This window comes from Prosthecobacter sp., from assembly GCF_014879935.1.
Lineage (GTDB): Bacteria > Verrucomicrobiota > Verrucomicrobiia > Verrucomicrobiales > Verrucomicrobiaceae > Prosthecobacter.
In genome coordinates this window covers 14,193-37,775 of sequence record NZ_JACSRD010000160.1, presented here as the reverse complement: position 1 = coordinate 37,775, position 23,583 = coordinate 14,193, and the positions used below count along the sequence as shown (strand labels likewise).

Sequence of the window (23,583 nt, the reverse complement as noted above, 5' to 3'; positions counted from 1 at the left end):
GGCACTCAGCCAACAACAAGCCTGCACCAAAAAACAGCCAGCGGCGGCCCGAGAAGGAACATCAGCAGACCGGTGGGAAGGTAGTCGGTCGTGCGCAGGCGTCCGCTTGAGTACACGAGCGCATTCGGCGGTGTGGAGATGGGCAGCGCCATCGCCACGGAGCAGCCGAGCGCCACGGGGATGACCAGCGCGGCGGCATCCTGCCCCGTGCTGCCAGCGATCACCAGCGTCACGGGCAGCAGGATGTTTGCGGCGGCGGTATTGCTCATGAGATTGGATACCAGTGCTGCCATCCAGGCCAGCACGAGGCCCGCAGCCCATGATGGCATGCCCAGCGCCCCAACACCTGATGCAAGCCATTTTGCCAGACCGGAGGTCTCAATGCCTACTCCGAGCGAAAGACCGCCCGCCAGCAGGATGAGCACATCCCAATCGATGCTCTTGATATCCTCCCGCCGCATGACGCCGATCATGGAAAGCACCACGATGGGCACAAAGGACACCACCGCCGTGGGGATGCCGTGCCATTCACCGGACATCCACAGCGCCACGGTGAGAAGAAAAATGACCGCTGTGGCGATGCGCTGCCAGCGCTTCACCAGTTCGGCTGCGGTTTCCGCCTCTGGCAGCTTCACGGGCAGCGCCGCCGTGCTGCCAGCCATTTGCCGCGAAAGCATCATCCAGCCCAAAGCGGCCAAAACACCGGCGGGTGGCAGCGCCAGCAGCATCCAGTGCAGAAAGTCCACCGGCTGCTCCGCCTCCAGCAAACCGGCGGCGATGGCGTTTGGTGGTGTGCCGATCAGCGTGGCCATGCCGCCCAAGTTTGCCGCCACGGCAAGACCCAGCAGCAGAGAGCGAGGGACGGGCGAACTGGCAGGCAGGCCATCCAGCGCCGGGCGCAGCATCACCAGCAGCAGCGCGGTGGTGGCTGTGTTCGACATGAACATGCTCAGACCAAAGGCCAGGCCCATCATCGCCGGCATCAGCACCTGCACCCGGCCGCCGGACCAGCGTATCACCCGCTGTGCGAGGTGCCTGTCCATCCCGGTGCGTGTGGCTGCCACCGCCAGCACGAGACCGCCGAAGAACAGCCACATCGGCGGGCTGGACCATGGGCGCACAAACATCTCCCAGCCCTTCAAATCATCCGCCGCCAGCAGCGGGCCGCCTGGGCGGCCCAGCGTCACGATTTGCAGCCCGATGATCAGCAGCGCCACCGCAAAGGCCGGCACCGCCTCGGTGATCCACAGCCCGGCACCCAGCAGCACGATCAGCATTGACCAGCGCCCGGCCTCGCTGAGTCCCTCATGCAAAGGCAGAAAGGCGCAGGCCCACGCCGCAGCGGCGCAGAGGGTGAATTTCACCACGGCTGTCCCGGAGCTGAACTCCAGCCCCTTTAAAATGCGCCGCACTTCCGCCCGTGTGTCGATCATGCTTTTTTAACGGTGCAAACGCAGCACGAAGCAAGCCACGATCTGGCTGGTGAAGCCCGTCGTGTTCTCTCACTCATGGCAGGCCGCGTTCCAAAGCAGCTTCCGTGCGGTTCTTGCTCATCACACGCCGCTTCATGCGCTTGTTGAGTCGAAAGAGAGCCTCCGGTGTATCTCCCTTGGATGAGGCCATGTCCTCGTCCTTCAACCTCGTCTGCCCGACACCATGAAAAAAGCTCCCCAAACCAGCTCTGCGGCCAAAACGGCCACCAAGACAGTGGCGGTGTCTGCCGCCAAACCGAAGAAGAAATCCACCAGCACCACCAAACCGGTGCGCAAACGCACGAAAGCCGATGCCGCTGCATCTCCACCGGAGATCACCGAGGTGGAGATCGCCACCTGCGCCTACTTTATCTATGTGAGCGAGGGCTGCCCTGCCGGACGTCAGATGGACCACTGGCTGGAGGCGGAGGCTCGATTGAAAAACGGGTGACGAACATGTCCCAAAACATCCCGACGCATCACGCCCATGAACACCAACCCTGATCTTCCCATGAACTCGCACCCGACCTCCCGATTCACGCACATCCTGGCACCGGTGGATTTTTCCAAACCATGCCTGCAAGGCCTTTCCGCCGCTGTCAGCCTCGCCCGACGCAGCGGCGCAAAGCTCACCCTTCTGCATGTGGTCAAACACCTGCCGCAGGGCTCGCATGTGGTGCTGGATGCCGCCGGCCTGCGGCAGGACTGGCTGCGGGAAGCCCGCGAAAAGCTCGCGGAGTTTGTGACGGCCCATGTGCCGGAGGATGTGCCGGCGGAGCGTGTGGTGAAAGAGGGCAAGGCCTTCGATGTCATCGTGCGGGAGGCTGGAAAGCGGGGCTGTGATCTCATCGTGACGGCCACGCACGGCTACACCGGGCTGGCGCATGTGCTCATCGGCAGCACGGCGGAGCGCATCGTGCAGCACGCGGCCTGTCCCGTGCTGGTGGTGCGTGGACGCGGTGAAAACCATGACTTCGGGCTGGCTCCGCGCTGGATTCTGCTGCCCACCGATTTCTCGGAGAACTCCCGCAAGGCATTCCCGCTGGCCTCGGCCCTGGCCGCTGATTTTGGTGCGAAACTCATCCTCGCCCATGTGAAGCCCGGCATCCCGATGACGGGCGAGATCCCGCTGAACTTCACGCAGCAGCAGCTTGATGCCCTTCATGCGCAGGCGGAGACACGGCTGCGGAAATTCCGCACCGAGCACTTCAGCGAGGAACTGAACACCACCACGCTCGTTCTGGAGGGCGAGCCCCATCAGTGTCTCGTGAAAGCGATCACCTCCGACGAGCCCGGCCTCATCGTCATGTCCACCCATGGTCATACCGGCTGGGAGCACGCCCTGCTCGGCAGCACCGCAGAGCGGGTGGTGCGCCATGCCTCGTGCTCCGTGCTTGTCGTGCGCTGAGGCTTCCATTCGTGATGCAGACACTCCTGTCTGCACGAGTGTCACCAGACACACGAGCCGGCTGCGGACAGACAAAGAGTGTCTGGCGCACACTCTCTGCGGCGGCGGCGAGCCAGGCTTGCGGCCAACATAGGCGCAGAGTCTCCCAAACCGCTCCCGGCGGAAGGGTGGCGTGCATGGCAGATTGCGGTTTGCCATTTAAAACGGCGGCATCCCAGCCCGACACCCAGTCCAGCTCCATCTTTTATGCCTGCAAAACGAGCCTCCAACCGACTGAGAACCAAAAAGTCCGCCGCCAAACGCACAACGCATCCGCGTGCCGCCGCTGCGGGTGACACCGCGCCGAGTCTGACCTCCAAAGGCCTGCGTCGTCATGTCACGGGCCAGCGCAGCTCGGAAACCAGCACCGTGAAGGCCCTGGTGCTCGCGGACTTGCTGAAGGCTCATGCGCAAGGCGTGCCACCGGGAGATCAGATCGAGCAATTGCGCACGCTCATCAGCGGAGCCTCGCCAGACGAGATGAAGTCCCTGCGTCGTCTGCTGTTTCAAAAGGACACGGAAGCCGCCAGCCGCGAGCAGGCGGATACCGCACTCGCCCCAGGCTGGCGTGGCGGGAGCTATCCTTATCTGAATCTGCTCTCACGCCGCAGCTACGAGCAGCAGAAATACCGCCTCCAGGTGGAACTGCTCAAACTCCAGGCCTGGGTGAAGGAGGCCGGACAGCGCGTGGTCATTCTGTTCGAGGGCCGTGACGCCGCAGGCAAAGGCGGTGCCATCAAGCGCTTCATGGAGCACCTCAATCCGCGTGGTGCCCGTGTCGTCGCCCTGGAGAAGCCGAGCGAGCGTGAGCGCGGCCAGTGGTATTTCCAGCGCTACATCGAGCACCTGCCCGCCCGCGGGGAGATCGTGCTGCTTGACCGCAGTTGGTATAATCGTGCCGGTGTCGAGCGCGTCATGGGCTTCTGCACGGATGCGGAGTATGACGAGTTCATGCGCCAGGTGCCGGAGTTTGAGCGCCACCTCGTCCGCAGCGGCATCATCCTCTTCAAATTCTGGTTCTCCGTCAGCCAGGCGGAGCAGAAACGCCGCTTCAAAGAGCGCAACGCTCATCCTTTGAAGCAGTGGAAGCTCAGCCCGGTGGACAAGGCATCTCTCGACAAATGGAATGACTACACCCGTGCCAAGGAAGCGATGTTTCTGCACTGCGACACCTCCGATGCGCCGTGGACGGTGATCAAGTCCGACTGCAAAAAGCGCGCTCGCCTCAATGCCATGCGCTATGTGCTGCACCGCCTGCCCTACAGTAACAAAAAGCCCTCGGAAATCGGCGCTGTCGATCCGCTCATCGTCGGCCGACCCTCGCTCGTCTCCAGCCTCAGCGAGGATGACCTCGCGGTGCCAATCGAGTCGTGAGGCGAGCACGGATTGGAGTGGTGGATTTTCAAGACTCCATCACTCCAACACTCCAAGGCTTTGAGCCTGAAAGCGCCGATGGAGACACTTTGCACCCGCCTGTGACCTCCAGGATGCGTCATGGCCGAGCTTGCGGCGGTGATCCTAGCCTAACATTCTCACCTCACCCCCACCATGACCACCCTCGCTTTTTACGACACGAAACCCTATGACCGTGATTATATGCTCGCCGCCGCAGGTGCGGAGCAGATCACCTGGCGCTTTCATGAGTTCCGACTTACCGCGGAGACAGCGGCCACGGCGGCTGGTTGTGAGGCGGTGTGCGTCTTTGTGAATGACAAGCTGGACCGCGACTGCCTCCAGCAGCTCGCCAAATCCGGCGTGCGGCATGTGGCGCTGCGTTGTGCGGGCTTTAATCAGGTGGACCTCGCCGCAGCACGCGAGCTGGGCATCTCCGTGACCCGCGTGCCAGCCTACTCGCCCCATGCGGTGGCGGAGCACAGCGTGGCGCTGCTGCTCACGCTGAACCGCAAGATCCACCGTGCGCACAACCGCGTGCGCGAGTTCAATTTCTCGCTCGCCGGGCTCGTGGGCTTTGATCTGCATGGCAAGACCGCCGGTATCATCGGCACGGGCAAGATCGGCCGCTGCACGGCGCAGATTTTTCGCGGCTTCGGCTGCGAGGTGCTGGCCTATGATCCTTTTCCACAAAACGACTGGGCGCAGGGTCATGCCGTGCGTTACACCACCTTTGACGAAGTGCTCGAAAAGGCGGACATCCTCAGCCTGCACCTGCCGCTCACGCCCGAGACGCATCATCTGCTGAATGCCGGCACGCTCGCGCGGATGAAGCCTGGAGCCTATCTGCTAAACACCAGCCGCGGCAAGCTGGTGGACACCACCGCGCTGATCGGGTGCCTGAAAACCGGCCAGCTCGGCGGCGTGGCGCTGGATGTGTATGAAGAGGAGGAAGGCATCTTTTTCGAGGACCACTCCGAGCACGGCCTGCTGGAGGACGATGAACTCAGCCGCCTGCTGACCTTCCCCAACGTCCTCATCACCTCCCACCAGGCCTTTTTGACCAAAGAAGCGCTCGATGAGATCGCCCGTGTCACCGTGACGAATCTCCTTCATCATGCCGCCGGGCTGTCCCTTCTCGAAGGAACCGTGCTGTGAGGCTTTTCGTGCGGTTTTACCATCAGCCACGAGCCATTAAAGCCGTCGCAGCAGGTGAAGCGGGCGCAAAAGGGGGGGACAGATATTCTTTGCCTGGTTGCAGTTGGCTCTCGGCCCCGTGACGTGCGTGCAGACAGCAGTGTCTGCACCACGATCTGCGGACTTTTTGCGCCGGGTCAGAAGTCGGGCAAATGCATGAGGAGGCTGGACATCTCAATCGGGTGATCTTTCCATGATGGTGCGGGTTGAAATTTTTCTGAGGGATCGAAACTGCCACGGGGTAGCACCCGATGAGCGCGACAACCACTGCGCTCATCAAAACCAACCCAACCCGAAAAACACACCCAACCATGAAACACACCGTGCTTGCGATCCTCGCCGTGACCACCCTCGTCTCGTGCAACGCACCCTCCGTGCCCAGCCTCACGCAGACCTACAATGGCAAGCCCGTGCTCACCCGTGCCAGCCACCCGCAAGGCGGGTCGATGCATCCGGTCGATGGCGTTTACCTCGGACGGCGCTATTTCCATCCGCAAGGCGTGAAGACGGGACTCGCCTGGATTGACGTATATGGTCAGCGCTGATCCATGCGCCCGCCTCCTTCACCCCAAAACCTGAGCCTGCACCTGCCATGAAGCCTGATGATCCCGATCCGCTCGATGATCTGCTCGCCCAGTGGCAGGTGCCGCAGGCCGAAACACCGCCAGACTTCCGTCGCGAAGTCTGGCGGCGCATTTCCGCCACGGAGCCCGAGCCCGGCTGGATCGACAAACTCGCCTGGTGGCTCCTTCGCCCGAAACGCGAGGCCTTCATTGTTGCCGCCGCCATCGTGCTCGCCGTCGTTTGGGGTCTCACGCATCCGCCGCAGCCGGAGTTCACGCCTCATGACGCCTACGTCATGTCCGTGAGCCCCTTTGATCCGCATCACCTCGACGGTCGCCACCCATGACACCCGCCGGACGCATCGCTGCTTTTGTTTTTCTGACTGCCGCCGCCGCAGGAGCCGCTCTCTGGGCCACGCGGGAGAGCCTGCGCCCTCGTGAAAATCCACAGGAAGTAGGCCTCCGCTGGTTGAAGGACGAGTATCACCTCGACGATGCCACCTTTGAAAAGGTCAGCGCCCTCCACCGCGACTATTTCCGCCAGTGCGACAAGATGTGCCGCCAGATCAACGAGGCCGATCGTCCCCTGCTCTGGCGTGCGCGAAATCGCAACCGCCAGCCCGGCGAGCTGAATGCCCACCTCGCCCGCGATCAAATCGTCTGCGGCGACTGCGAAAAAGCCGCCACCGAGCACTTGAAGCAAGTCGCTGCCCTCATGCCTGGCCAGAGCGGCCAGCGCTTCCTCGACGACATCCTCCCTATCATGCAGCAGCAGCGCCGCGTGCATGATGAGAACCTCTCCTCCCATCTCCGCCGATGAGCAGTCCCGCTCGTGACGAGCTCGATGCCGAACTCATGCGCACCCTGGCCGAGGGGGATGATCTCGCGCTAAACCGGCTCATGGACGCGTGGAGCCAGCCGCTCATCAGCTACCTCATGCGCCTCACCGGCAGCCACGCCACCGCTTGCGATCTCGCCCAAGAAAGCTTCGTCCGTGTGCACCGGCATCGCCTGGAGTATCGCACCTCGCAAAAGTTCTCCACCTGGCTCTTTGCCATCGCCACGAACCTCGCACGCAACCATGCCCGCTGGCGTTCACGACATCCCGAGGCCCTCACCGAGCCCGAAAACCTCCGCGAGCTGCCCATCGCCAGCACCCACGCCTCACCAGACCAACAAGCCGCCGCCAACGAACGCCTCGCCGCCGTGCAAAAAGCCGTCAGCGAGCTCCCGCACGACATGCGTGAGGTCCTGATCCTCTCCACCTGGCACGGCCAGAGCCACACCGAGATCGCCCGCGTGCAAAACACCTCGGAAAAAGCCGTCGAACTCCGCCTCTACCGCGCTCGCAAACTGCTGCGGGAAATGCTCGGCGGGCAGTTATGACAGGGATTCAAAGAACTCAAAATACTCTGCGCGTTGCCGTCGGCGTCGCCTGTCCTGTCGTGCCGCTCAGCCGATTGCTGATTGTCCGGGATCATCCGGGAGAGGACAGCAGAGTGGGTGGTTCGGAATGTGCGCATTTTGTGCATCGTCCGCCTGCTCATGCGCTTGTGGAGTCGTTTCACGCTTCGCGGTGTAGCACTTGGGTCAGGACACTCTTTTTGCCCTTCCAGTCACTCACTCCACACCATGAAAACGAAACTCATCCTCGCTCCAGTGGACTTTTCCACGGGTTCCCGTGCCGCTTTGGAACATGCCGCCCGCCTCGCGGTGAAACTCGGTGCGAAACTGCATGTGCTGCATGTCATCGACTCCTATGCGCTCGCCATGCTGGCGGACAAACGAGGGGAGCCCTTCGACAGCGCGGCGAAGCATTCGATGGACCATGCCCGCAGGGCTTTGGACGAGTGGCTGGGCCATTCCACGCTGCCGGCGGGCTACGAGGTCACGCTGGTGATCGGTGCGCCTGTGCATGAGATCCTGGAGCATGTGAAATCCCTCGGCGCGGACCTGCTCGTGGCGGGTGTGGCAGGTGCGGGTGGTCATGCCGAGGGTGCTGGCTCTGTGGCGGGTAAACTGGCCCGCAAATCCTCTTCGGACGTGCTTCTCGTTCGCACGGGCCATCCGCAGGCTTTTGGGAAGATCGTGGCCGCGCTCGATTTTTCCGAGCACTCGGCCCGTGTGGCCTCGGCGGCCTTTGATCTGGCTGCGGCGGACAGCTCAGCGGCGGAGGTGGATCTGCTGCATGTGTGGGCTGATCCTGGCTCCATGCTGCCGGTGATGGGTCCGTTTGGCGAATCGGGCTTGAGTCTGGCGCAGACCTCCGTGCCGCCGCATGAGGAGCTGCTGCAAAGCGTGAACGCCAGCCTCAAAACCCATGCGCAGGCCGCACCCGGCACGCTGAAGGTGCTTCCGGTGGCGCTGGAGCATCGAAAGGCCGCCGAAGGCATCGCCGGGCATGCTCGTGCGGTGAATGCGGACCTGCTCGTGATCGGCTCGCTGGGCCGCACGAACCTCCGCTATCTTTTCCTCGGCTCCACGGCGGAAAAACTGCTCTCCCGCACCCCTTGCTCCATGCTGGTGGTGAAGCCAGCCGTGGCCTGAAAGTCGAATCTTGTTTGCCCCCGACATCCTTTTCTTCCGATGAAACAAACCTCCGCTCCTGATTCCGCCGCCCGCTGGCACCAGCTCGAAATGTCCGAGGTGGTGCAGATGCTGAAGTCCGACTGCCAGCATGGCCTCAGCAGCAGTGAGGTGGAGCGGCGGCAGAAGGAATATGGCCTCAATGTCGTCACCGCACGCGGCGGCACACCGGCGTGGAAGCGCTTCCTCCAGCAGTTCAACCAGCCGCTGGTGTATCTGCTGCTGGCCGCAGCGGGGGTGACGGCCTTTTTGCATGAGTGGGTGGACTCGGGCGTGATCTTTGGCGTGGTGCTGATCAATGCCATCATCGGCTTCATCCAGGAATCAAAGGCGGAAAAGGCCGTGGACGCGCTGAGCAAGATGGTCGTCACCGAGGCCACGGTGCGGCGGGATGGCCGCCGCCAGCGTGTGCCCTCCGCGCAGCTCGTGCCGGGTGATGTCGTCATGCTGCAAAGCGGCGACCGCGTGCCCGCGGACCTGCGTCTTTTCCAGGTAAACAGCCTGCAAGTGGATGAATCCCCGCTCACCGGCGAAAGCGTGCCCGTCCAGAAGCATGCTGATCCGCTGGCGCATGATGTGGTGCTGGCGGATCGCAAAAATCAGGCCTTCGCAGGCACCTCCGCCACCTACGGCACCGCCGAGGGCCTCGTGTGGGCCACGGGCGATAAAACGGAGACGGGCCGCATCGCGTGGCTCATCGCCGATGCGGTGGAGCTTTCCACCCCGCTCACGCAAAAGATCAGCACCTTTAGCAAGCTGCTGCTGTGGATCATCCTCGGCCTCTCAGCGGCAGCCTTCCTCTCCGGCGTGCTGCGTGGTGAGCCGGTGGTGGACATGTTCATGGCCGCCGTGGCGCTGGCCGTGGGCGCCATCCCGGAGGGACTGCCCGCCGCTGTGACCATCGTGCTCGCCATCGGCGTGTCACGCATGGCAAAGCGCCGCGCCATCATCCGCAAGCTGCCCGCTGTGGAGACGCTCGGCAGCACCACCGTCATCTGTTCCGACAAAACCGGCACGCTCACTGAGAATCAAATGACCGTGCAGCGTGTGCTGACCGGCGGCCGTGACTACGAGATCACCGGCGGCGGCTATGACCCGAGCGGCGAGATCCGGCTCGATGGGGAAAAGATCGACCCCGCGAAGCATCCGGCGCTGCTCGAGTGCCTGCGCTCCGGCGTGCTGTGCAATGATTCCCTCGTCGTAAAGGACGCGGAAGGCCGCCACGGCGTGCAGGGTGATCCCACCGAGGCCGCGATGCTCGTCGCCGGGGCCAAAGCGGGCCTCATTCACGAGGAAATGACCGGTCGATCACCCCGGCTCGGCATGATCCCCTTTGAATCCGAGCACATGTTCCGCGCCACGCTGCATGCGCTGGAGGGCAGGCGCACCATTTACAAAGTGGGGGCCGTGGAGCGCCTGCTCGACCGCTGCACGGACACGCTCGCCGCCGATGGCTCCCTCGTCCCGCTCGACAAGGACGCCGTCCGCGCCGCCGTGGAAAAACTCGCCGCACAGGGCATGCGCGTGCTCGGTTTCGCCCGTCGTCATGCCTCCCACACGGGCGATGACCTCGCGCATGAGCATGTGAAAGACGGCCTCACCTTCCTCGGCCTGCAAGGCATGATCGATCCGCCACGCCGGGAGGCCATCGCCGCCGTCGCGAACTGCCGCCGTGCTGGCATCCGCGTGAAGATGATCACCGGCGACCACGCCATTACCGCCCGCGCCATCGCTGAAAAGCTCGGCATCGCCGACAGCGACGGCGTGCAGGTCATGACCGGCCTCGATTTGGAGAAAGTCAGCGATGGCGAGCTGCCGGAGGTCGCACACCGCGTCGATGTCTTTGCCCGCGTCGCCCCGGAGCAAAAACTGCGCCTCGTCCGTGCCCTCCAGGCCCACGGGCACGTCGTCGCCATGACGGGCGATGGCGTGAACGACGCGCCCGCCTTGAAGCAGAGCGACATCGGCATCGCCATGGGCATCGTCGGCACGGATGTGGCAAAAGGCGCGGCAGATATGATCCTCACGGACGACAACTTTGCCACCATCCAGGCCGCCGTGGAGGAAGGACGCGGCGTCTTCGACAACCTGCGCAAGTTCATCGTCTGGACGCTGCCCACAAATGTCGGTGAAGGCTCCATCATCCTCGTCGCCATGCTCTTCGGCCTCGTGCTGCCCGTGGTGCCCGTGCAGCTCCTGTGGGTGAACATGGCCACCTCCATCTTCCTCGGCCTCATGCTCGTCTTTGAGCCCAAGGAGAAGGACCTCATGGACCGCCCGCCGCGTGATCCAAAGCTGCCGCTGCTCACCTTTCCGCTCATGATGCGCACCGGGCTGATCTCCCTCATCATGATCCTCGGCGGATACTGGCTCTACTTTTACGAGACCAGCGTCGGCGGAGAGTCCATCGCCGCCGCCCGCACCGCCGTGATCAATGTCATCGTCATGGTGGAGGTGGCCTACCTCATGAGCTGCCGCTCGCTGAACCACTCCCTGCTCTACGTCGGCCTCTTCAGCAACCCGCTGGCCCTCGTCGGAGCTGCCGCGATGATCGGTGCGCAGCTCCTTTTCACCTACGCACCCTTCATGCAGCACCTCTTCCACACCGCCCCGCTCGATGCCGGTGCCTGGCTGCGCATCGCCGGAGTCACCGCGCTGTCCTTCGCCGCAGTCGAGCTGGAAAAATGGATCCGCTTGGGCCGCCACAAAGGCATGGTAGTGCCGGTCGAATAACTGAAACCCAGTGCATAAAAACCGCCCTCATGAAAACCGTCTCTTTTTACGACACCAAGCCCTACGACCGCGACTACATCCTCGCCGCGACCGGCGCGGAGGGCATCCGCTGGCACTTCCACGATTTCCGCCTCACCGCGGAGACGGCCGCCACGGCGGCGGGGAGCGATGCCGTGTGCGTCTTTGTGAATGACAAGCTGGACCGCGACTGCCTCCAGCAGCTCGCCAAAGCCGGCGTGCGCCATGCCGCGCTGCGCTGCGCCGGTTTTAATCAAGTGGACCTCACCGCAGCCAAAGAGTTCGGCATCGCCGTGACGCGCGTGCCTGCCTATTCACCCCACGCCGTGGCCGATCACAGCGTGGCGCTGCTGCTAACGCTGAACCGCAAGATCCACCGGGCGCACAACCGCGTGCGGGAGTTCAATTTCTCGCTCGCCGGACTCGTCGGCTTTGATCTGCATGGCAAAACCGTTGGCATCATCGGCACCGGCAAGATCGGGCGCTGCACGGCGCAGATCTTTCGCGGCTTTGGCTGCCATGTCCTGGCCTACGACCCGTTTCCCAACCCGGAGTGGGCCGCCGCCAACCAGATCACGCACACCGCCTTCGACGAGGTGCTGGCGCGGGCGGACATCCTCAGCCTGCACCTGCCGCTGACGAAGGACACGCATCATCTGCTCAACGAGCGCACCCTGGCGCGCATGAAGCCCGGCGCGTATCTGCTGAACACCAGCCGTGGCAAGCTGATCGACACCGCGGCGCTCATCGAGACGCTGAAGGCCGGCCGTCTCGGTGGCGTGGCGCTGGATGTGTATGAGGAGGAGGAAGGCATCTTTTTCGAGGACCACTCCCACCGCGGCCTGCTGGAGGACGATGAACTCAGCCGCCTGCTGACCTTTCCGAACGTGCTGATCACCTCCCACCAGGCCTTTCTGACCCACGAGGCTCTCAGCGAGATCGCCCGTGTCACCGTCACCAATCTCAATGCGTCCGGCTCCTGGCTGGACGGCACGCTGCTGACGTGATCACCGGCATCACCGCCGCCACTCGCTGAATTTCACCCGCAGCTTGTTCTCCAGTTCGGTCAGCGCCGGCCGTTCGTTCGGCTCGATGAGAGCCAGCGACATGCCTTTGTTCCCCGCACGCGCCGTGCGGCCGCTGCGGTGGGTGTAATACTCGATCTGGTCCGGAAGCTGGTGATGGATCACAAACGTCAATCCAGCCACATCGATGCCTCGCGCCGCCACATCCGTCGCCACGACGAACTGCACGCGCTGCTTTTTGAACGCCCGCATCACCTTGTCGCGCTCCTTCTGCATCAGGTCGCCCTGGATCACTTCGACGGCGAGGCCGATCTCCTTCAGTTCCTGGCACAACGCGCTCGCGCCGTGCTTTGTGCGGCAGAAGATCAGCCCGCGCTCCCCCTTCCGGCGTTTGAGGAAGTTTGCGATGAAGGCGGTCTTCTCCGCCCGCTTGCAGATGGCAAAGCGGTGATCGATGTCGCGGTTCACGATCTGCTCCGTGTCGATCTGGATCGAATGCGCGTTCGCAGACATGCAGCCTTTGATCAGTTGCTGGATCGCGTCCGGAAACGTGGCGGAAAACAGCCACGTGCTGCGACGCATGGCCGCCAGCTTCAGGATTTCCGAGAGCTGCTTCTTGAAGCCCATGCTCAGCATCTCGTCCGCCTCATCCAGCACGAGATAGCGCACGAACTCGAGCGTCAGCGCATCCCGCTCGACCAGATCAAGCAAACGCCCCGGTGTGGCGACCAGGATGTGCGTCGGCCGCTGCAGCCGCTCGATCTGCTGGTCGATGTTGTCGCCGCCGCCGGCCACCTCGATGAAGATTTTGTCCGTGTATTTGGTGAATCGAAAGAGCTGCTTGCCGATCTGCTTTGCCAGCTCGCGTGTCGGAGCCAGGACGAGCCCCTGGATGTCGCGATGCTTCGTGTTCATCTTCATCAGCAAAGGCAGGCCAAACGCCGCCGTCTTTCCGGTGCCCGTCTGAGCCTGCGCGATCAAATCCCCGCCCTTCTCCACGAGAAACGGGATGACCTGCTTCTGCACCGGCGTCGGTGTCACGATTCCGAGATCCTCCAGGCCACGGGTTATGTCCTCTGGGATTCCGAGTTCTTTGAAGGGATGCGACATGCCGTGCCATTCATCACAAAGCGGCAAAACACCAGCAAGAAAGACGATGAAGGCCCCTTCCCGGCACGTTCATGCAGCCTGCCCATGAAACCGCTCATTTTCCTGCTCCTCACCTCCCTCGCCTCCGCGGAGACGCTGCACACCGATCTCCTCATCGTCGGCGGAACTGAGTCGGGATGGGCCGCGGCGATTCAGGCGGCGCGCATGGGCTGCAAGTCAATCACGGTCGTGCATGACGGGCCGTGGCTCGGCGGGCAATACACGGAGCAGGGACTGGTGTGCGTGGATGAGAGCAAGGGCACGGGCAAGGTTGGCTGGGGACCGGCGTGGCATCCGATGAAGCGCTCGTTTCATCGTTTCGGCCTGTTCAAGGAGCTGATGGACCGCATCGAGGCCTTCAACACGAAGAAATACGGCTCGCCGATGCCGGGGAAGCCGATGCACGGCCCCACGACGTTTCGTCCGGCCGAGGCGGAGGCGATTTTTCACGAGATGCTGCAGCCTTACGTCAGCAGCGGTCAGGTGACGCTGAAGCTGAATCACATTCCCGTCGCGGCAATGAAGTCGGACGGGAAGGTCACCGGCATGACGTTTCGTTCGGACAAAGGCGAGACGCTGGAGGTGAAAGCCGCGCTTACAATTGATGCGAGTGATTGGGGTGATGTGGTGCAACTCAGCGGCACCGAGTTCGAGGTCGGGCCTGATCCGAAGTCACGCTACGGCGAGCCTCATGCGCAGGCGGATGTTGCGGCGAATCCACCGAACGAGATGAATCCGCTCACGTGGACGCTCATTGTCGAGGAAAGCCAAAGTGACACGCCGATTCCCGCGCCACGGCATTACGATGAGCGCCGCTACCTGCGTGCCACATCGTTTGGCCGCAAAGAAGCGGCGAAGTTGAAATGGGAGCAGCCCGTGAAGACCGGCAACAACTCGCCATGGCCCGCCAAAGGCACAGAGAGCAAACGGCAAGGCACCATCCTCGGCATGCGCCGCATTGTCGAGGGCACGACGAGCCGCGATGGCATCACCAGCGCCCTCATTTGCTACTCGAACGGCCAGGACTACCCGCTGGAGCGCCTGCCGCGTCATGTGTGCGATGCCCTGGAGGCCACAGAGCGCGGTGCGTCGATGAAGAACCTCGTTTTGATGAGCCGCGAGCAGCGCCAGATCGTGTTCGAGGACTGCAAGGCGCACTCACTCGGCCTGCTGCATCATTTGCAGACGACGGTGCATGATCGTGCGCCCGATAAAGCGAACAGCCTGCGTCATTACCACCTCAGCGCGGAGTTTGGCACGCCGGATCGCCTGCCGATGAAGCCCTACATCCGCGAGAGCCTGCGGCTGAAAGCACTCTACATGATGCGCGAGCAGGACAGCCTCATGGGCGAGGCTGCCAAGGCCGCGAAGGAGACCTTTGCCACCGTCATGTATCCCGATGGCGTCTTAGCATGGCAGTTTCACTACGACTTCCACGACACCGGCCGCACCTATTTGAAAAGCGAGGGCGACTCCGGCCCATGGACGCACTACGGCAAGCCCGGTCGCGACATCCACCAACTCAGCGAGCGCAGCGTCTTCCCGCTCCGCAGTGTCATCCCGGTGAAGATGGACGGACTGATCGGTGCACAGGGCAACGTGGGCTTCAGCAGCATCGTGAGCAGCGCTGTGCGTCTGCACGATCATCGCGTGCACATCGGTCAGGCCGCTGGTGCGCTGGCAGTGCTGGCATTGAAGCATCAAAAGCAGCCGCGCGATCTCGCGTGGAGCCGTGCGCACCTCGAAGAAGTCCAGCACGCCCTCTGCGGCGGCACGGAGGGCACTCCGATGCTCCTCTGGCCCTGGCGTGACCTTCCTGCGGATCACGCCGCGTTTGTCGCGATCAATCGCCTGAGTGCTCGCGGCCTCATTCCCACCGCGAGAGACGAAGTGGACTTCCAACCCGATGCTCCGGCGGCTTCTGACTGGCAAAAGGATCTCTTGAGCCGTTGCGGCCTCGAAATGCCCGTGGACGAAAAACTCACGCGAGGCCAGTTCGCGGCCCAACTCTGGCAAAAGCTCGAAAAAGTGCCCGCCAAGCCCTGGGAACGCCAAAAGCTCGATGACGCCGATGCGGATGGCATTCCCGATTTGAATGATCCACAGCCGTTTGGTGCGTTGGAGCCGAGGCTTTAGCCGATCTGATCCTTTCCTCCCAAACCACGGCTAAAGCCTGCACTCCAACTCATGAAAACGGTCCTCTTCCTGTTCGTCGTCAGCGTGCTGCATGCGGCTGAGCCATCTTCATCCGATGCGGTGCTGCAAAGCACGGTGGATCGCGCCCGCATTCTCTCCCAGGTGCGATGGACGCCGGTCGCGGGCACGATGCCGAACCGGAAGGGCGGGTTCTTTGAAGTGGGGAAGGAGAACGTCGGTGTGCCTTACTCCAGCGTGCGGTCGGAGGGGCGCTACATCGGTTTTGACATCGGAGTGCGCACGTTTCTCGCGGCGGTGGAGAATCCGCAGAGCGTGCTCTACACGGAGAACCTCACAGGCAAGGTCTCGAACGCCGCCGCTTATTACGGCAGCGTTTGCTCCGCCTACACCAGTTACGCGCTGGGCTGCGGGATCTGGGAGGTGAGCCGCCGCTATGGTCCGCAAATCAGCGACGGCATCCGGTTGGTCGAGCCGCAGTCTGCGGACGCCGCGCAGGCGGGTGATGTGATCTACACGCCGCATGCCACTGCGACCTCCGGCTCGCATGTGGAGATGGTCACAGCGGTCACCAAGGATGCCGCTGGTCGCGTGATCTCCGTGCGCGTGGAGGAAAGCCGCCCGCCGACCACCGCCACGACGGAGCGCAGCGCCGCCGCCTTCAACTCGCATCTCGCCTCGCGCAACAAGCAGCTCTTTCGCATCACGGATCGCGAGGCTTGGCGCGGCGCGAATCGCTCCGAACCGTTGCTTTTCCCGAACTACGAGGCCGACGCTGTGAAGCCGACGATCAATCGCTCCCTGCTCCTCGATCTCGGCGACTGGGTGCCGTATCAGAAGGGAAAGCCCGTGAAGTTCAACGTCATGGATCGCGATCAGCTCGGTGTGAAGTCGCTCGTCATCCGTCGCGGCAACCAGGTGGTGGAGGAAATCGCACTCGAAGGTCCCGGCGTGCATGAGCGCACCTTGGACACCTGCGGCGATTACACCGCGCAGGTCATTCATCGCGATGGAAAGCCCAGTCAGGCATGTGAGTTCGCCGTGTGTGATCTCCAGCTCACGCTGCCGAAGGACAAAGTGTCGATGAAGGGCGGCTGGCAGGTCCATTTCAGCACGGAGAACATCAAACCCATCGTCATCTACCTTTGGAACGAGGCCGACAGCTATGGCCGCCATCCACTCTTCCTCACCGACGAGCAACGCCGCACCGGATCACTCACCATTCCCGCGAATCTGCTCCAAAAGCCCGGCAAGCTGCAAGTCTGGCTCATCGGCGAACACAAGCTCGGCCGCCTGAAACTGCGGAAGGACATCACGATGGTGCCGTGAGGCCAGCTCCAGGCCCTTGACTCGTAGTTTAACTCCGTGTAGCTAACCCATGATGAAGCTCCAAGAAGGCCAGACATTTCTCTCGCTGTATCTCGACCCAGGACGGGTCGAGTTTGCGGCCGGGTCGGCTTGTGAGGTGGCTTCGAGCGAATTGTGGCAGCGGGAGACGAAACGACTGGGCCAAGTGCCGACGCCTCCTGCCGTAGCCGCGCTCATGGCCCGGTGGGTGATGTCCTCCGAGCCGGAAATCGTGCTCGATCCGGCGGCGGGGTTGGGAAACTTGCTCCATGCTTGTGCTGACCTTCATGAAGGCGCCAAGATGGTGGGCGTGGAGCGGGATGAGGATACCTTTCAGCAGGCAAGACACACGGCACCGCACGGCACAAAGCTGATTCTTGCGGATTACCTGTTCGCCGATTCGGGGCAGTTCTCGGGCATCATTGCCAATCCGCCTTATGTGAAGTCACAGCGACTTGAATACTCGGAAGCCGAGTGGCGTTACTTTGATGAGCGATTCGGTGTGCCACTGGATCGGCTGACGAACCTATATGCGATTTTTCTGCTCAAGATTTGGGACGACTTGGCGTCCGGTGGTCGGGCAGCGGTGCTGCTGCCGGCGGAGTTCATGAACGCGAACTTCGGAGAGGAGATCAAAGAGCAATTGCTCAACGAAATGCGTCCTGCGGGTGTGGTTGTCTTTGCGCCGGAGTTGAACTTGTTTGCCGATGCGCTGACGACCAGCTCGATCATTTTTCTGGAGCGTGGTGGCGCTAAAGACCGCCCCATCAAAGCCATCAAGGCATCGTCGCTTGAAGCGGCGGTGGATTTCGTTGGCGAGCTGCTTGGAGAACCAGTGAAGGCATCCACTCATGCCATTCACGATCTGCGCACCTTCGATCCACACGAGAAGTGGCTGAACGCCCTGCTGAAGGACGGGCCCTCGAATCATGCACATCATTTGACTCAAAAGATTGGCGATTACTTTCAGTGTCGGCGAGGCATCGCGACGGGGGCCAACGACTTCTTCTGCCTTAACGAATCGCTTCTGCACGAGCATCGGCTGTCGCAAGAGCACATTGAGCCTTGCATTACAAAGGCGACCGATGCCGATGGTCTTGTTTTCACTGTTCACAAGCTGGCCCAATTGGCAAACTCTGATCGGAGATGCTTCCTGCTCAGTCCGCGGTCGAATGGGGCTGAACTCGACTCCTATCTTCGCGTGGGTCAAGAGCTTGGGATTCATGAGCGACATCTGCCAAGCCATCGTCCTGTTTGGTATCAGCCTGAGAACCGTGCTGTGGCAGATGTGTGGGTTGCTGTGTTCTCGCGTGAGACCGTAAAGTTCATCCTCAACACCTCGGGAGCGAAGAATCTAACTTGTTTCCACGGTCTGTATGCTCGCGACGGCCACATCGGTCTTGCGCCTTTGCTCGTCTTGTTTCTCAACAGCTCATGGGGCCGTATCGCCTTCTCTCAAGTGAACCGCTTCTATGGCGACGGTTTGAACAAGCTTGAACCAAAGGATGTGGAAGCCATGCCTTGCCCGACATTGCCTGCGCAAACGATGGAACAGGCAAAACAGCTCACCGCTCGTCTGATCGAGCTTGAGTCAGTGCCAGATGACGAACGTCGTCGAATCATGGACCAGATGGTTGCAGAGCTTCTAGGCTTGCCCGTAATCAATCCCGCCGTGGCTACACAGCAGGCAGAAGCACCCGCCGGGTCGCTTCAGCGTCGAGCGAGAAACCTCCGCCAGTCGGCACCACGAAAGCGTCGTGCCGCCCCAGTTCAGTGACACGGTGCTCGGCCTCAAAACGAGGCAGTTCCATAGCTGTGCCGATCTTGGCACCGCAAGTGATCGGGATCATGATCGTAGCCTTCTCCTGGCTCTTGGCGGGTGTTTCGATTGTGAAACCAGAGCCGCTGGAGATGATGGAAAAGATGTCGAGGAAGTTGATGGCGAAGATCGAATCGAAGAACACCTGACAGTAGCTTTGCACCACGCCATAACGCTCCAGCCAGCGATACACGATGATGAGGTCTTCCACCTTCACAGTGAAGCTCGGCGTCTCGCGTGCGGCCTTGTTGCCAGCCTCACGCTGCAGTTGACGAACTCGCATGTAGGTCAGCGCCTCGAATTTGCTGGAGCGCACTTCGATGGATGCGATCCCCTGATTCACGAAGGCGTCACTGTCAGCATGGCTCAGTTCTGAAATATCGTCTGGAGCGGCAACATTGCCTGCCAAGAGAAGCAAGTCGGGCCGCTTGCCGAAACGTCGTGTTTCCTCGATGCCTGCGAGATACCTCGCCTTAAAGTCAGGGTGGCCGGCTGCAATCCGGTCCGTGTTTCCATACTGCACGATCTTGAAGTCCGGGAACACACAACGAAGTGAGCGAGCCAAGCAGTGCTCCGCCCAATCTCCCATCGCTCGATTCGCCAGGAACTCCGAACGCGCATCAGTAGGCGCCGTGATTTTCTTTGCAGGTGGATTGCCTTCGCCGCCGAACCCCAGATGCCGCGCTTCAATTCCCTTACGCTCCAAAGTCGCGATGACTCCAGGCACGGTATCTCTCAATTTGGCAAGGTAAGCGGTATTCATTTGGGTTTCTTCGCCTCGAAGGTGAACAGATCACGAACCTCCACTTTCAGGGCATCTGCGAAGCCCTGAAGTCCAGCCACCGCGGGCGCATTCACACCGCGCTCGACCAGACTGATGAACTCAACTGAGCATCCAATCACCTCTGCCAGAGCCTCCTGGGTGAGTCCCTGCTTCTTCCGCAACGCGGCGATTCGTTGTCCGAGCTTCTTTTGTAACACGGAGTTTAGCTACCACTTGCCATTGACAATAACCACGGAGCCAAACTACGGGTCTGGTCGCAGACATTCGCCCAAAGCCACGATGACGCGCCGCAAGTTGCCATTATGTCTGCCAGTCACAGGACAAACATGCGCTCCCAACCTCTGCTCCTTCTCACCAGCCTTTGTCAGGCACTCGCGTCGCTAGATCTTGTCGCCCCGACACCGGTTACTCGTGCGCTGGTGGCCACGAGTAACATCGCACCGCCTATCGGCGCTGACTCTGCCATTCCAACGAACCAGTGCCATTGACGCATGTCCATGACGAGTTGCCTGCAGGCTGTCCCGCTCTCGAAGACGAACAGGCGAAGCTGGCGTTCGTCGTCTGCGAATGGGTTTTCGCCGATTTCATCTTCCGAACACGAACGTCATGCCCGGTTCCACCGTCTTCATTCGGGGAAAAAGTGGAGCACACTTCCGGGTGTCACCTTTCCCTTCCAAAACGTCATGGAACTGTGGCAGCATGATCCCGCGACGATGACAACGGCCTCTCCCCCAACTCTCCACGCAGCCCCGTTTCACACCACCCGGTGGACGCGCGTGTGTCTGGCCAAGGCGGACTCGGAGGACGGGCGCAGGGCACTGGCGGACCTTTGCGATGCTTATTATGAGCCCGTCGTCGCCTATCTTCGCAGTGTGTTCCGGGATGCGGATGCGGCGCGGGAGATGAGCCATGCGTTCTTTGCGGAGATGCTTGGCGGCGGCACCATCAAGACGGCGGAGCGTGAGCGTGGTCGCTTCCGGTCCTATCTGCTCGGTGCGGTCAAACACTTCGTCGCCCATCAGCGACAGGCCGCGGGGCGGATGAAGCGAGGCGGCGGAATGGCGCCGGTGTCGCTGGACGATGAGGAGGCTGCCGCGGTGCCCGATGCGCGGCAGCCTTCGCCAGATGTTGAGTTTGACCGGCAGTGGGCCATGACGGTGATCGCACGCGGCATGGACGCATTGAGGACAGAATGCGCGGGCGAAGGACGCGGGGCCTTCTTTGACGCCGTGAGCGGCATCTTGAACGGGCACGCCAGCCACGGCGACCAGGCCGCGCTGGCTGCCTCGTGTGGCATGAGTTTCGACGCCTTCCGCATGGCAGTGAGCCGCTTGAAAAAGCGCCTGCGGCAGCATGTGAAATCCGAAGTGGCGGGCACGCTGGAAGACCCGGCCGCCGTGCAAGAGGAGATGGAGACCCTGTTCACCGCGCTGGGGAGATAAAAAACTTTGTTCGGTTTTCGGCCGGGGCGCGTCAGTTTACTGCCATGAGCACTTCATCGGCTGTCAGAACCTGCCCACACTGCGGCTCCGCCCTGCCAGCCGATGTGCCGGAGAGCCACTGCCCGCGCTGCTTGATGGCTCAGATCATCGAGCCGACGCAGCCCGGCGATGCCGCTGCCGCTGCTTTGCCGCCGCTCACACCCGAAGGACTCGCCCCGCACTTCCCGCAGCTCGAAATCATCGAGTGCCTGGGTCGCGGTGGCATGGGCGTGGTTTACAAGGCACGGCAGAAGTCGCTGAACAGGCTCGTGGCGCTCAAACTGCTCGCGCCCGAGCGTGCGGACGATCCGCAGTTTGCCGTGCGGTTTGAAAAGGAGGCGCAGACGCTCGCCGCACTGAGCCACCCGAACATTGTCACGATCTACGATCACGGGCAGACTGGCGGCTTCTACTACCTCCTGATGGAGTTCGTGGACGGCGTGAACCTCCGCCAGCTTCTGCAAACCAAACGCCTCACGCCCAAGGAGGCGCTCAGCATCGTTCCGCCGGTGTGCGAGGCACTGCAATGCGCCCACGACCACGGCATCGTGCACCGTGACATCAAGCCCGAGAACCTGCTCATCGACAAAGCAGGCGTGGTGAAGATCGCCGACTTCGGCATCGCGAAAATCGTCCATCGTGAAACAGACACGCTTGTTTGTTCGCAGACAGAGCAGACAGGAGTGGCTGCCTCACTGCCTCAAGGCACCCCCGATTACGCCGCGCCGGAGCAGGCCAACGGCACAGCCGACCACCGTGCCGACATCTACAGCCTCGGCGTCGTGCTTTACGAGATGCTCACCGGCGAGCGGCCCAGGGAAAACATCACCCCGCCCTCGAAACGCGTGCAGGTGGACATCCGCATTGATGAGATCGTGCTGAAGGCGCTGGAGAAGACACCGGGGCTGCGCTTCGCCACAGCGGCAGAGTTTCGCACGCAGGTGGAGGCGGCGGCGGCGGAGAACGGGAAATCAGGAGCCGCCTCTCAAAGGGCAGAACGTGATCCGTTCCGAGCGAGCCATGCGCTTCCTCTCTGGCTGAGATCGGTTCTTGGCGCTGCATTCGTGATTCTGCTGCTGAACTTCGCCGCACCCCATGTCACCCGCCTGGGCAACAACACGCAATCGACCTTCACCATCGGCCTATCGAGTCCGTGGCTCATCGTCTATCCCCAGCACGTCGGGCCGGACCGCATCGTGCGTGCGCTGGCGTGGAATTTCCGCTCGCCCGCCTTTCTCTGCGGAATCTTTGCTGCCATGATCGCTGCAGTCCTGCTGCTGAGTCGGGTCAACGTGCGCCGCCGCTTGAACCTCGCGATCTCAGTCCAGCCATGGAGCCGCGGCAGATGCCTTTTGCTGCTCGCGGTCCTTTTGGTCGCCATGCTTGCCGTCACTGCGCTGTGGGCTGTGTTGCCGCTCATCACCCGGCTGCCGCCGGCCGCCGGCAAAGTCACTGCTTCCGAGATCGGACGAGTGGATATCACCACTGAGCAGGCGACTGTCCTGGCACATGGCTCCAAAGATGCGGGTCTCGTCTTCCTCTTCGGAAATGCGCCGGAACGCTGGACGCCGAAGGCACTCTATCTCGACGCCATGTTCGATGTCACGCTCACCTCGGGCGGTTTCGAGCCCGGTGTGCGCTGGAGCATCTCACCCAGACGTGGCATCCGCTGGACCTATCAACTGGATGGTCCGACTGGCCCGTTGTCTGGCAAACTGGCCTTTCATCCCGGCACGCCCACAGCCGGCTCCGATGGAGCGTATGTCATCGGCGAGTTCCGACCGGAGCAAGGCCAGCCTGTCCCTGTTGCCGTCCGGCTGGAGACATCAAACCCGTTCAAAACGATCGGCGGAGGCGAAAAGACGATCAATGCCTCCAATCGCAACCCTCCGCAGGAACCAGCGAGGACATTTGAGCAGTCCTACGCAGTCGATTTTGCCCTCACAGGCTCCCAAAATGACTCTGCCTGGCTGGATGGTTTCCGTGCCGTGATCGAACATGCCCTGCGGAAGGCGTTTCCTGGAACAACCCGCCTGCCGGAGTTCACACTGAATTCAGCATCGAAACTGCTGATCATCAAAGCGACCCTGGAGGAGCACATGATCATAGCCAGGATGATCGCGGCCATGAAAGGGTATGCCGGGGCATCTCCCGCCAGGAACGAAACCTCCGTCCGCAGTTACTCGCTGGACTTCACCAACAGCGGAAGCGCGGCCACGCTCAAATATGCCGATCTGCGCGATCTGCTGGAGCAAGTCAGGAAACTGGGCGGCGATTCGGACATCTCCCTGCATGTGGGAGAACGCGCGCTCATCGTCAAAGCCACTCCGGAGCAACTGAAGCAGGTCGATGAACTCGTCGAGTCCATGAGGAAAAATGCGAGATCCCAGCCCGGTGCCAAGCGCACTCCATGAAG

General features: G+C 62.0%; 20 protein-coding genes. 16 read left to right on the top strand and 4 right to left on the bottom strand.

Annotated elements, in window-relative coordinates:
* Window positions 1-5: 5 nt before the first annotated feature.
* Complete coding sequence (locus IAE77_RS15340) at window positions 6-1,433, bottom strand: DASS family sodium-coupled anion symporter (RefSeq protein WP_294227964.1); 1,428 nt, start codon at window positions 1,431-1,433, stop codon at window positions 6-8.
* Between the two features lie 223 nt (window positions 1,434-1,656).
* Here IAE77_RS15340 and IAE77_RS15335 point away from each other — a divergent pair, with 223 nt between their 5' ends.
* The 11 genes from IAE77_RS15335 to IAE77_RS15285 all read left to right on the top strand — a co-directional run bounded on the left by IAE77_RS15335 (window position 1,657) and on the right by IAE77_RS15285 (window position 12,415).
* Window positions 1,657-1,923: a DUF2934 domain-containing protein gene (locus IAE77_RS15335; RefSeq protein WP_294227962.1), complete on the top strand. Its 267-nt coding sequence runs from the start codon at window positions 1,657-1,659 to the stop codon at window positions 1,921-1,923.
* A 36-nt stretch (window positions 1,924-1,959) separates the two neighbouring features.
* Complete coding sequence (locus tag IAE77_RS15330) at window positions 1,960-2,880, top strand: universal stress protein (protein WP_294227960.1); 921 nt, start codon at window positions 1,960-1,962, stop codon at window positions 2,878-2,880.
* A gap of 246 nt (window positions 2,881-3,126) precedes the next feature.
* Window positions 3,127-4,293: a polyphosphate kinase 2 gene (gene ppk2, locus IAE77_RS15325; protein ID WP_294227958.1), complete on the top strand. Its 1,167-nt coding sequence runs from the start codon at window positions 3,127-3,129 to the stop codon at window positions 4,291-4,293.
* A 174-nt stretch (window positions 4,294-4,467) separates the two neighbouring features.
* Window positions 4,468-5,469 carry a 2-hydroxyacid dehydrogenase gene (locus IAE77_RS15320; protein WP_294227956.1) on the top strand — a complete coding sequence of 334 codons (1,002 nt, stop codon included), beginning with the start codon at window positions 4,468-4,470 and terminating at the stop codon, window positions 5,467-5,469.
* Window positions 5,470-5,819: 350 nt separating this feature from the next.
* A complete protein-coding gene (locus IAE77_RS15315; protein WP_294227954.1) occupies window positions 5,820-6,053 on the top strand; it encodes a hypothetical protein in 234 nt (77 codons plus the stop codon).
* A gap of 47 nt (window positions 6,054-6,100) precedes the next feature.
* Window positions 6,101-6,418 (top strand): hypothetical protein, encoded by a 318-nt coding sequence (locus IAE77_RS15310; RefSeq protein ID WP_294227952.1) that lies wholly within the window; start codon window positions 6,101-6,103, stop codon window positions 6,416-6,418.
* Window positions 6,415-6,891, top strand: coding sequence for a hypothetical protein (locus IAE77_RS15305; RefSeq protein ID WP_294227949.1), 477 nt, complete (start codon window positions 6,415-6,417; stop codon window positions 6,889-6,891). Before IAE77_RS15310 ends, IAE77_RS15305 begins: the two co-directional genes overlap by 4 nt.
* On the top strand, window positions 6,888-7,457 hold the full coding sequence (locus IAE77_RS15300; RefSeq protein ID WP_294227947.1) for an RNA polymerase sigma factor: 570 nt from the start codon (window positions 6,888-6,890) through the stop codon (window positions 7,455-7,457). The genes IAE77_RS15305 and IAE77_RS15300 overlap by 4 nt, the downstream gene beginning before the upstream one ends.
* 246 nt (window positions 7,458-7,703) lie before the next feature.
* On the top strand, window positions 7,704-8,618 hold the full coding sequence (locus IAE77_RS15295) for a universal stress protein (protein ID WP_294227945.1): 915 nt from the start codon (window positions 7,704-7,706) through the stop codon (window positions 8,616-8,618).
* Between the two features lie 39 nt (window positions 8,619-8,657).
* Window positions 8,658-11,390 (top strand): cation-transporting P-type ATPase, encoded by a 2,733-nt coding sequence (locus IAE77_RS15290; RefSeq protein WP_294227943.1) that lies wholly within the window; start codon window positions 8,658-8,660, stop codon window positions 11,388-11,390.
* Between the two features lie 29 nt (window positions 11,391-11,419).
* Window positions 11,420-12,415 carry a 2-hydroxyacid dehydrogenase gene (locus IAE77_RS15285; protein ID WP_294227941.1) on the top strand — a complete coding sequence of 332 codons (996 nt, stop codon included), beginning with the start codon at window positions 11,420-11,422 and terminating at the stop codon, window positions 12,413-12,415.
* Between the two features lie 9 nt (window positions 12,416-12,424).
* Here the strand turns inward: IAE77_RS15285 and IAE77_RS15280 are convergent, their stop codons facing one another.
* Complete coding sequence (locus IAE77_RS15280) at window positions 12,425-13,543, bottom strand: DEAD/DEAH box helicase (protein ID WP_294227939.1); 1,119 nt, start codon at window positions 13,541-13,543, stop codon at window positions 12,425-12,427.
* Window positions 13,544-13,627: 84 nt separating this feature from the next.
* Here IAE77_RS15280 and IAE77_RS15275 point away from each other — a divergent pair, with 84 nt between their 5' ends.
* Genes IAE77_RS15275 through IAE77_RS15265 form a run of 3 tightly spaced genes read left to right on the top strand, consistent with a single transcriptional unit; the run spans window position 13,628 to window position 18,860 of the window.
* Complete coding sequence (locus tag IAE77_RS15275) at window positions 13,628-15,718, top strand: FAD-dependent oxidoreductase (RefSeq protein WP_294227937.1); 2,091 nt, start codon at window positions 13,628-13,630, stop codon at window positions 15,716-15,718.
* 51 nt (window positions 15,719-15,769) lie between these two features.
* Window positions 15,770-17,065: a hypothetical protein gene (locus IAE77_RS15270; RefSeq protein ID WP_294227936.1), complete on the top strand. Its 1,296-nt coding sequence runs from the start codon at window positions 15,770-15,772 to the stop codon at window positions 17,063-17,065.
* A 49-nt stretch (window positions 17,066-17,114) separates the two neighbouring features.
* Window positions 17,115-18,860 carry an N-6 DNA methylase gene (locus IAE77_RS15265; RefSeq protein WP_294227934.1) on the top strand — a complete coding sequence of 582 codons (1,746 nt, stop codon included), beginning with the start codon at window positions 17,115-17,117 and terminating at the stop codon, window positions 18,858-18,860.
* On the opposite strand, the gene IAE77_RS15260 is transcribed toward IAE77_RS15265, so the two are convergent.
* Both IAE77_RS15260 and IAE77_RS15255 read right to left on the bottom strand, forming a co-directional pair.
* Window positions 18,760-19,665 (bottom strand): AccI family restriction endonuclease, encoded by a 906-nt coding sequence (locus IAE77_RS15260; RefSeq protein ID WP_294227933.1) that lies wholly within the window; start codon window positions 19,663-19,665, stop codon window positions 18,760-18,762. The two genes, IAE77_RS15265 and IAE77_RS15260, sit on opposite strands and share 101 nt — an antisense overlap.
* Entirely contained in the window at window positions 19,662-19,883 is a 222-nt protein-coding gene (locus tag IAE77_RS15255; protein ID WP_294227931.1) for a helix-turn-helix transcriptional regulator, read from the bottom strand. Before IAE77_RS15255 ends, IAE77_RS15260 begins: the two co-directional genes overlap by 4 nt.
* A 486-nt stretch (window positions 19,884-20,369) precedes the next feature.
* Between IAE77_RS15255 and IAE77_RS15250 the strand changes: the two genes are divergently transcribed.
* Together IAE77_RS15250 and IAE77_RS15245 are read left to right on the top strand one after the other, a co-directional pair.
* On the top strand, window positions 20,370-21,128 hold the full coding sequence (locus IAE77_RS15250; RefSeq protein ID WP_294227929.1) for a sigma-70 family RNA polymerase sigma factor: 759 nt from the start codon (window positions 20,370-20,372) through the stop codon (window positions 21,126-21,128).
* A gap of 44 nt (window positions 21,129-21,172) precedes the next feature.
* Window positions 21,173-23,581, top strand: coding sequence for a serine/threonine-protein kinase (locus IAE77_RS15245; protein ID WP_294227927.1), 2,409 nt, complete (start codon window positions 21,173-21,175; stop codon window positions 23,579-23,581).
* Window positions 23,582-23,583: the final 2 nt, after the last annotated feature.

What these genes read in the sequence shown, in the direction of transcription:
- IAE77_RS15340 (WP_294227964.1), bottom strand. Translation starts at nt 1,433, where the DNA reads ATGATCGACACACGGGCGGAAGTGCGGCGCATTTTAAAGGGGCTGGAG.
- IAE77_RS15335 (WP_294227962.1), top strand. Translation starts at nt 1,657, where the DNA reads ATGAAAAAAGCTCCCCAAACCAGCTCTGCGGCCAAAACGGCCACCAAG.
- IAE77_RS15330 (WP_294227960.1), top strand. Translation starts at nt 1,960, where the DNA reads ATGAACACCAACCCTGATCTTCCCATGAACTCGCACCCGACCTCCCGA.
- ppk2 (WP_294227958.1), top strand. Translation starts at nt 3,127, where the DNA reads ATGCCTGCAAAACGAGCCTCCAACCGACTGAGAACCAAAAAGTCCGCC.
- IAE77_RS15320 (WP_294227956.1), top strand. Translation starts at nt 4,468, where the DNA reads ATGACCACCCTCGCTTTTTACGACACGAAACCCTATGACCGTGATTAT.
- IAE77_RS15315 (WP_294227954.1), top strand. Translation starts at nt 5,820, where the DNA reads ATGAAACACACCGTGCTTGCGATCCTCGCCGTGACCACCCTCGTCTCG.
- IAE77_RS15310 (WP_294227952.1), top strand. Translation starts at nt 6,101, where the DNA reads ATGAAGCCTGATGATCCCGATCCGCTCGATGATCTGCTCGCCCAGTGG.
- IAE77_RS15305 (WP_294227949.1), top strand. Translation starts at nt 6,415, where the DNA reads ATGACACCCGCCGGACGCATCGCTGCTTTTGTTTTTCTGACTGCCGCC.
- IAE77_RS15300 (WP_294227947.1), top strand. Translation starts at nt 6,888, where the DNA reads ATGAGCAGTCCCGCTCGTGACGAGCTCGATGCCGAACTCATGCGCACC.
- IAE77_RS15295 (WP_294227945.1), top strand. Translation starts at nt 7,704, where the DNA reads ATGAAAACGAAACTCATCCTCGCTCCAGTGGACTTTTCCACGGGTTCC.
- IAE77_RS15290 (WP_294227943.1), top strand. Translation starts at nt 8,658, where the DNA reads ATGAAACAAACCTCCGCTCCTGATTCCGCCGCCCGCTGGCACCAGCTC.
- IAE77_RS15285 (WP_294227941.1), top strand. Translation starts at nt 11,420, where the DNA reads ATGAAAACCGTCTCTTTTTACGACACCAAGCCCTACGACCGCGACTAC.
- IAE77_RS15280 (WP_294227939.1), bottom strand. Translation starts at nt 13,543, where the DNA reads ATGTCGCATCCCTTCAAAGAACTCGGAATCCCAGAGGACATAACCCGT.
- IAE77_RS15275 (WP_294227937.1), top strand. Translation starts at nt 13,628, where the DNA reads ATGAAACCGCTCATTTTCCTGCTCCTCACCTCCCTCGCCTCCGCGGAG.
- IAE77_RS15270 (WP_294227936.1), top strand. Translation starts at nt 15,770, where the DNA reads ATGAAAACGGTCCTCTTCCTGTTCGTCGTCAGCGTGCTGCATGCGGCT.
- IAE77_RS15265 (WP_294227934.1), top strand. Translation starts at nt 17,115, where the DNA reads ATGATGAAGCTCCAAGAAGGCCAGACATTTCTCTCGCTGTATCTCGAC.
- IAE77_RS15260 (WP_294227933.1), bottom strand. Translation starts at nt 19,665, where the DNA reads ATGAATACCGCTTACCTTGCCAAATTGAGAGATACCGTGCCTGGAGTC.
- IAE77_RS15250 (WP_294227929.1), top strand. Translation starts at nt 20,370, where the DNA reads ATGGAACTGTGGCAGCATGATCCCGCGACGATGACAACGGCCTCTCCC.
- IAE77_RS15245 (WP_294227927.1), top strand. Translation starts at nt 21,173, where the DNA reads ATGAGCACTTCATCGGCTGTCAGAACCTGCCCACACTGCGGCTCCGCC.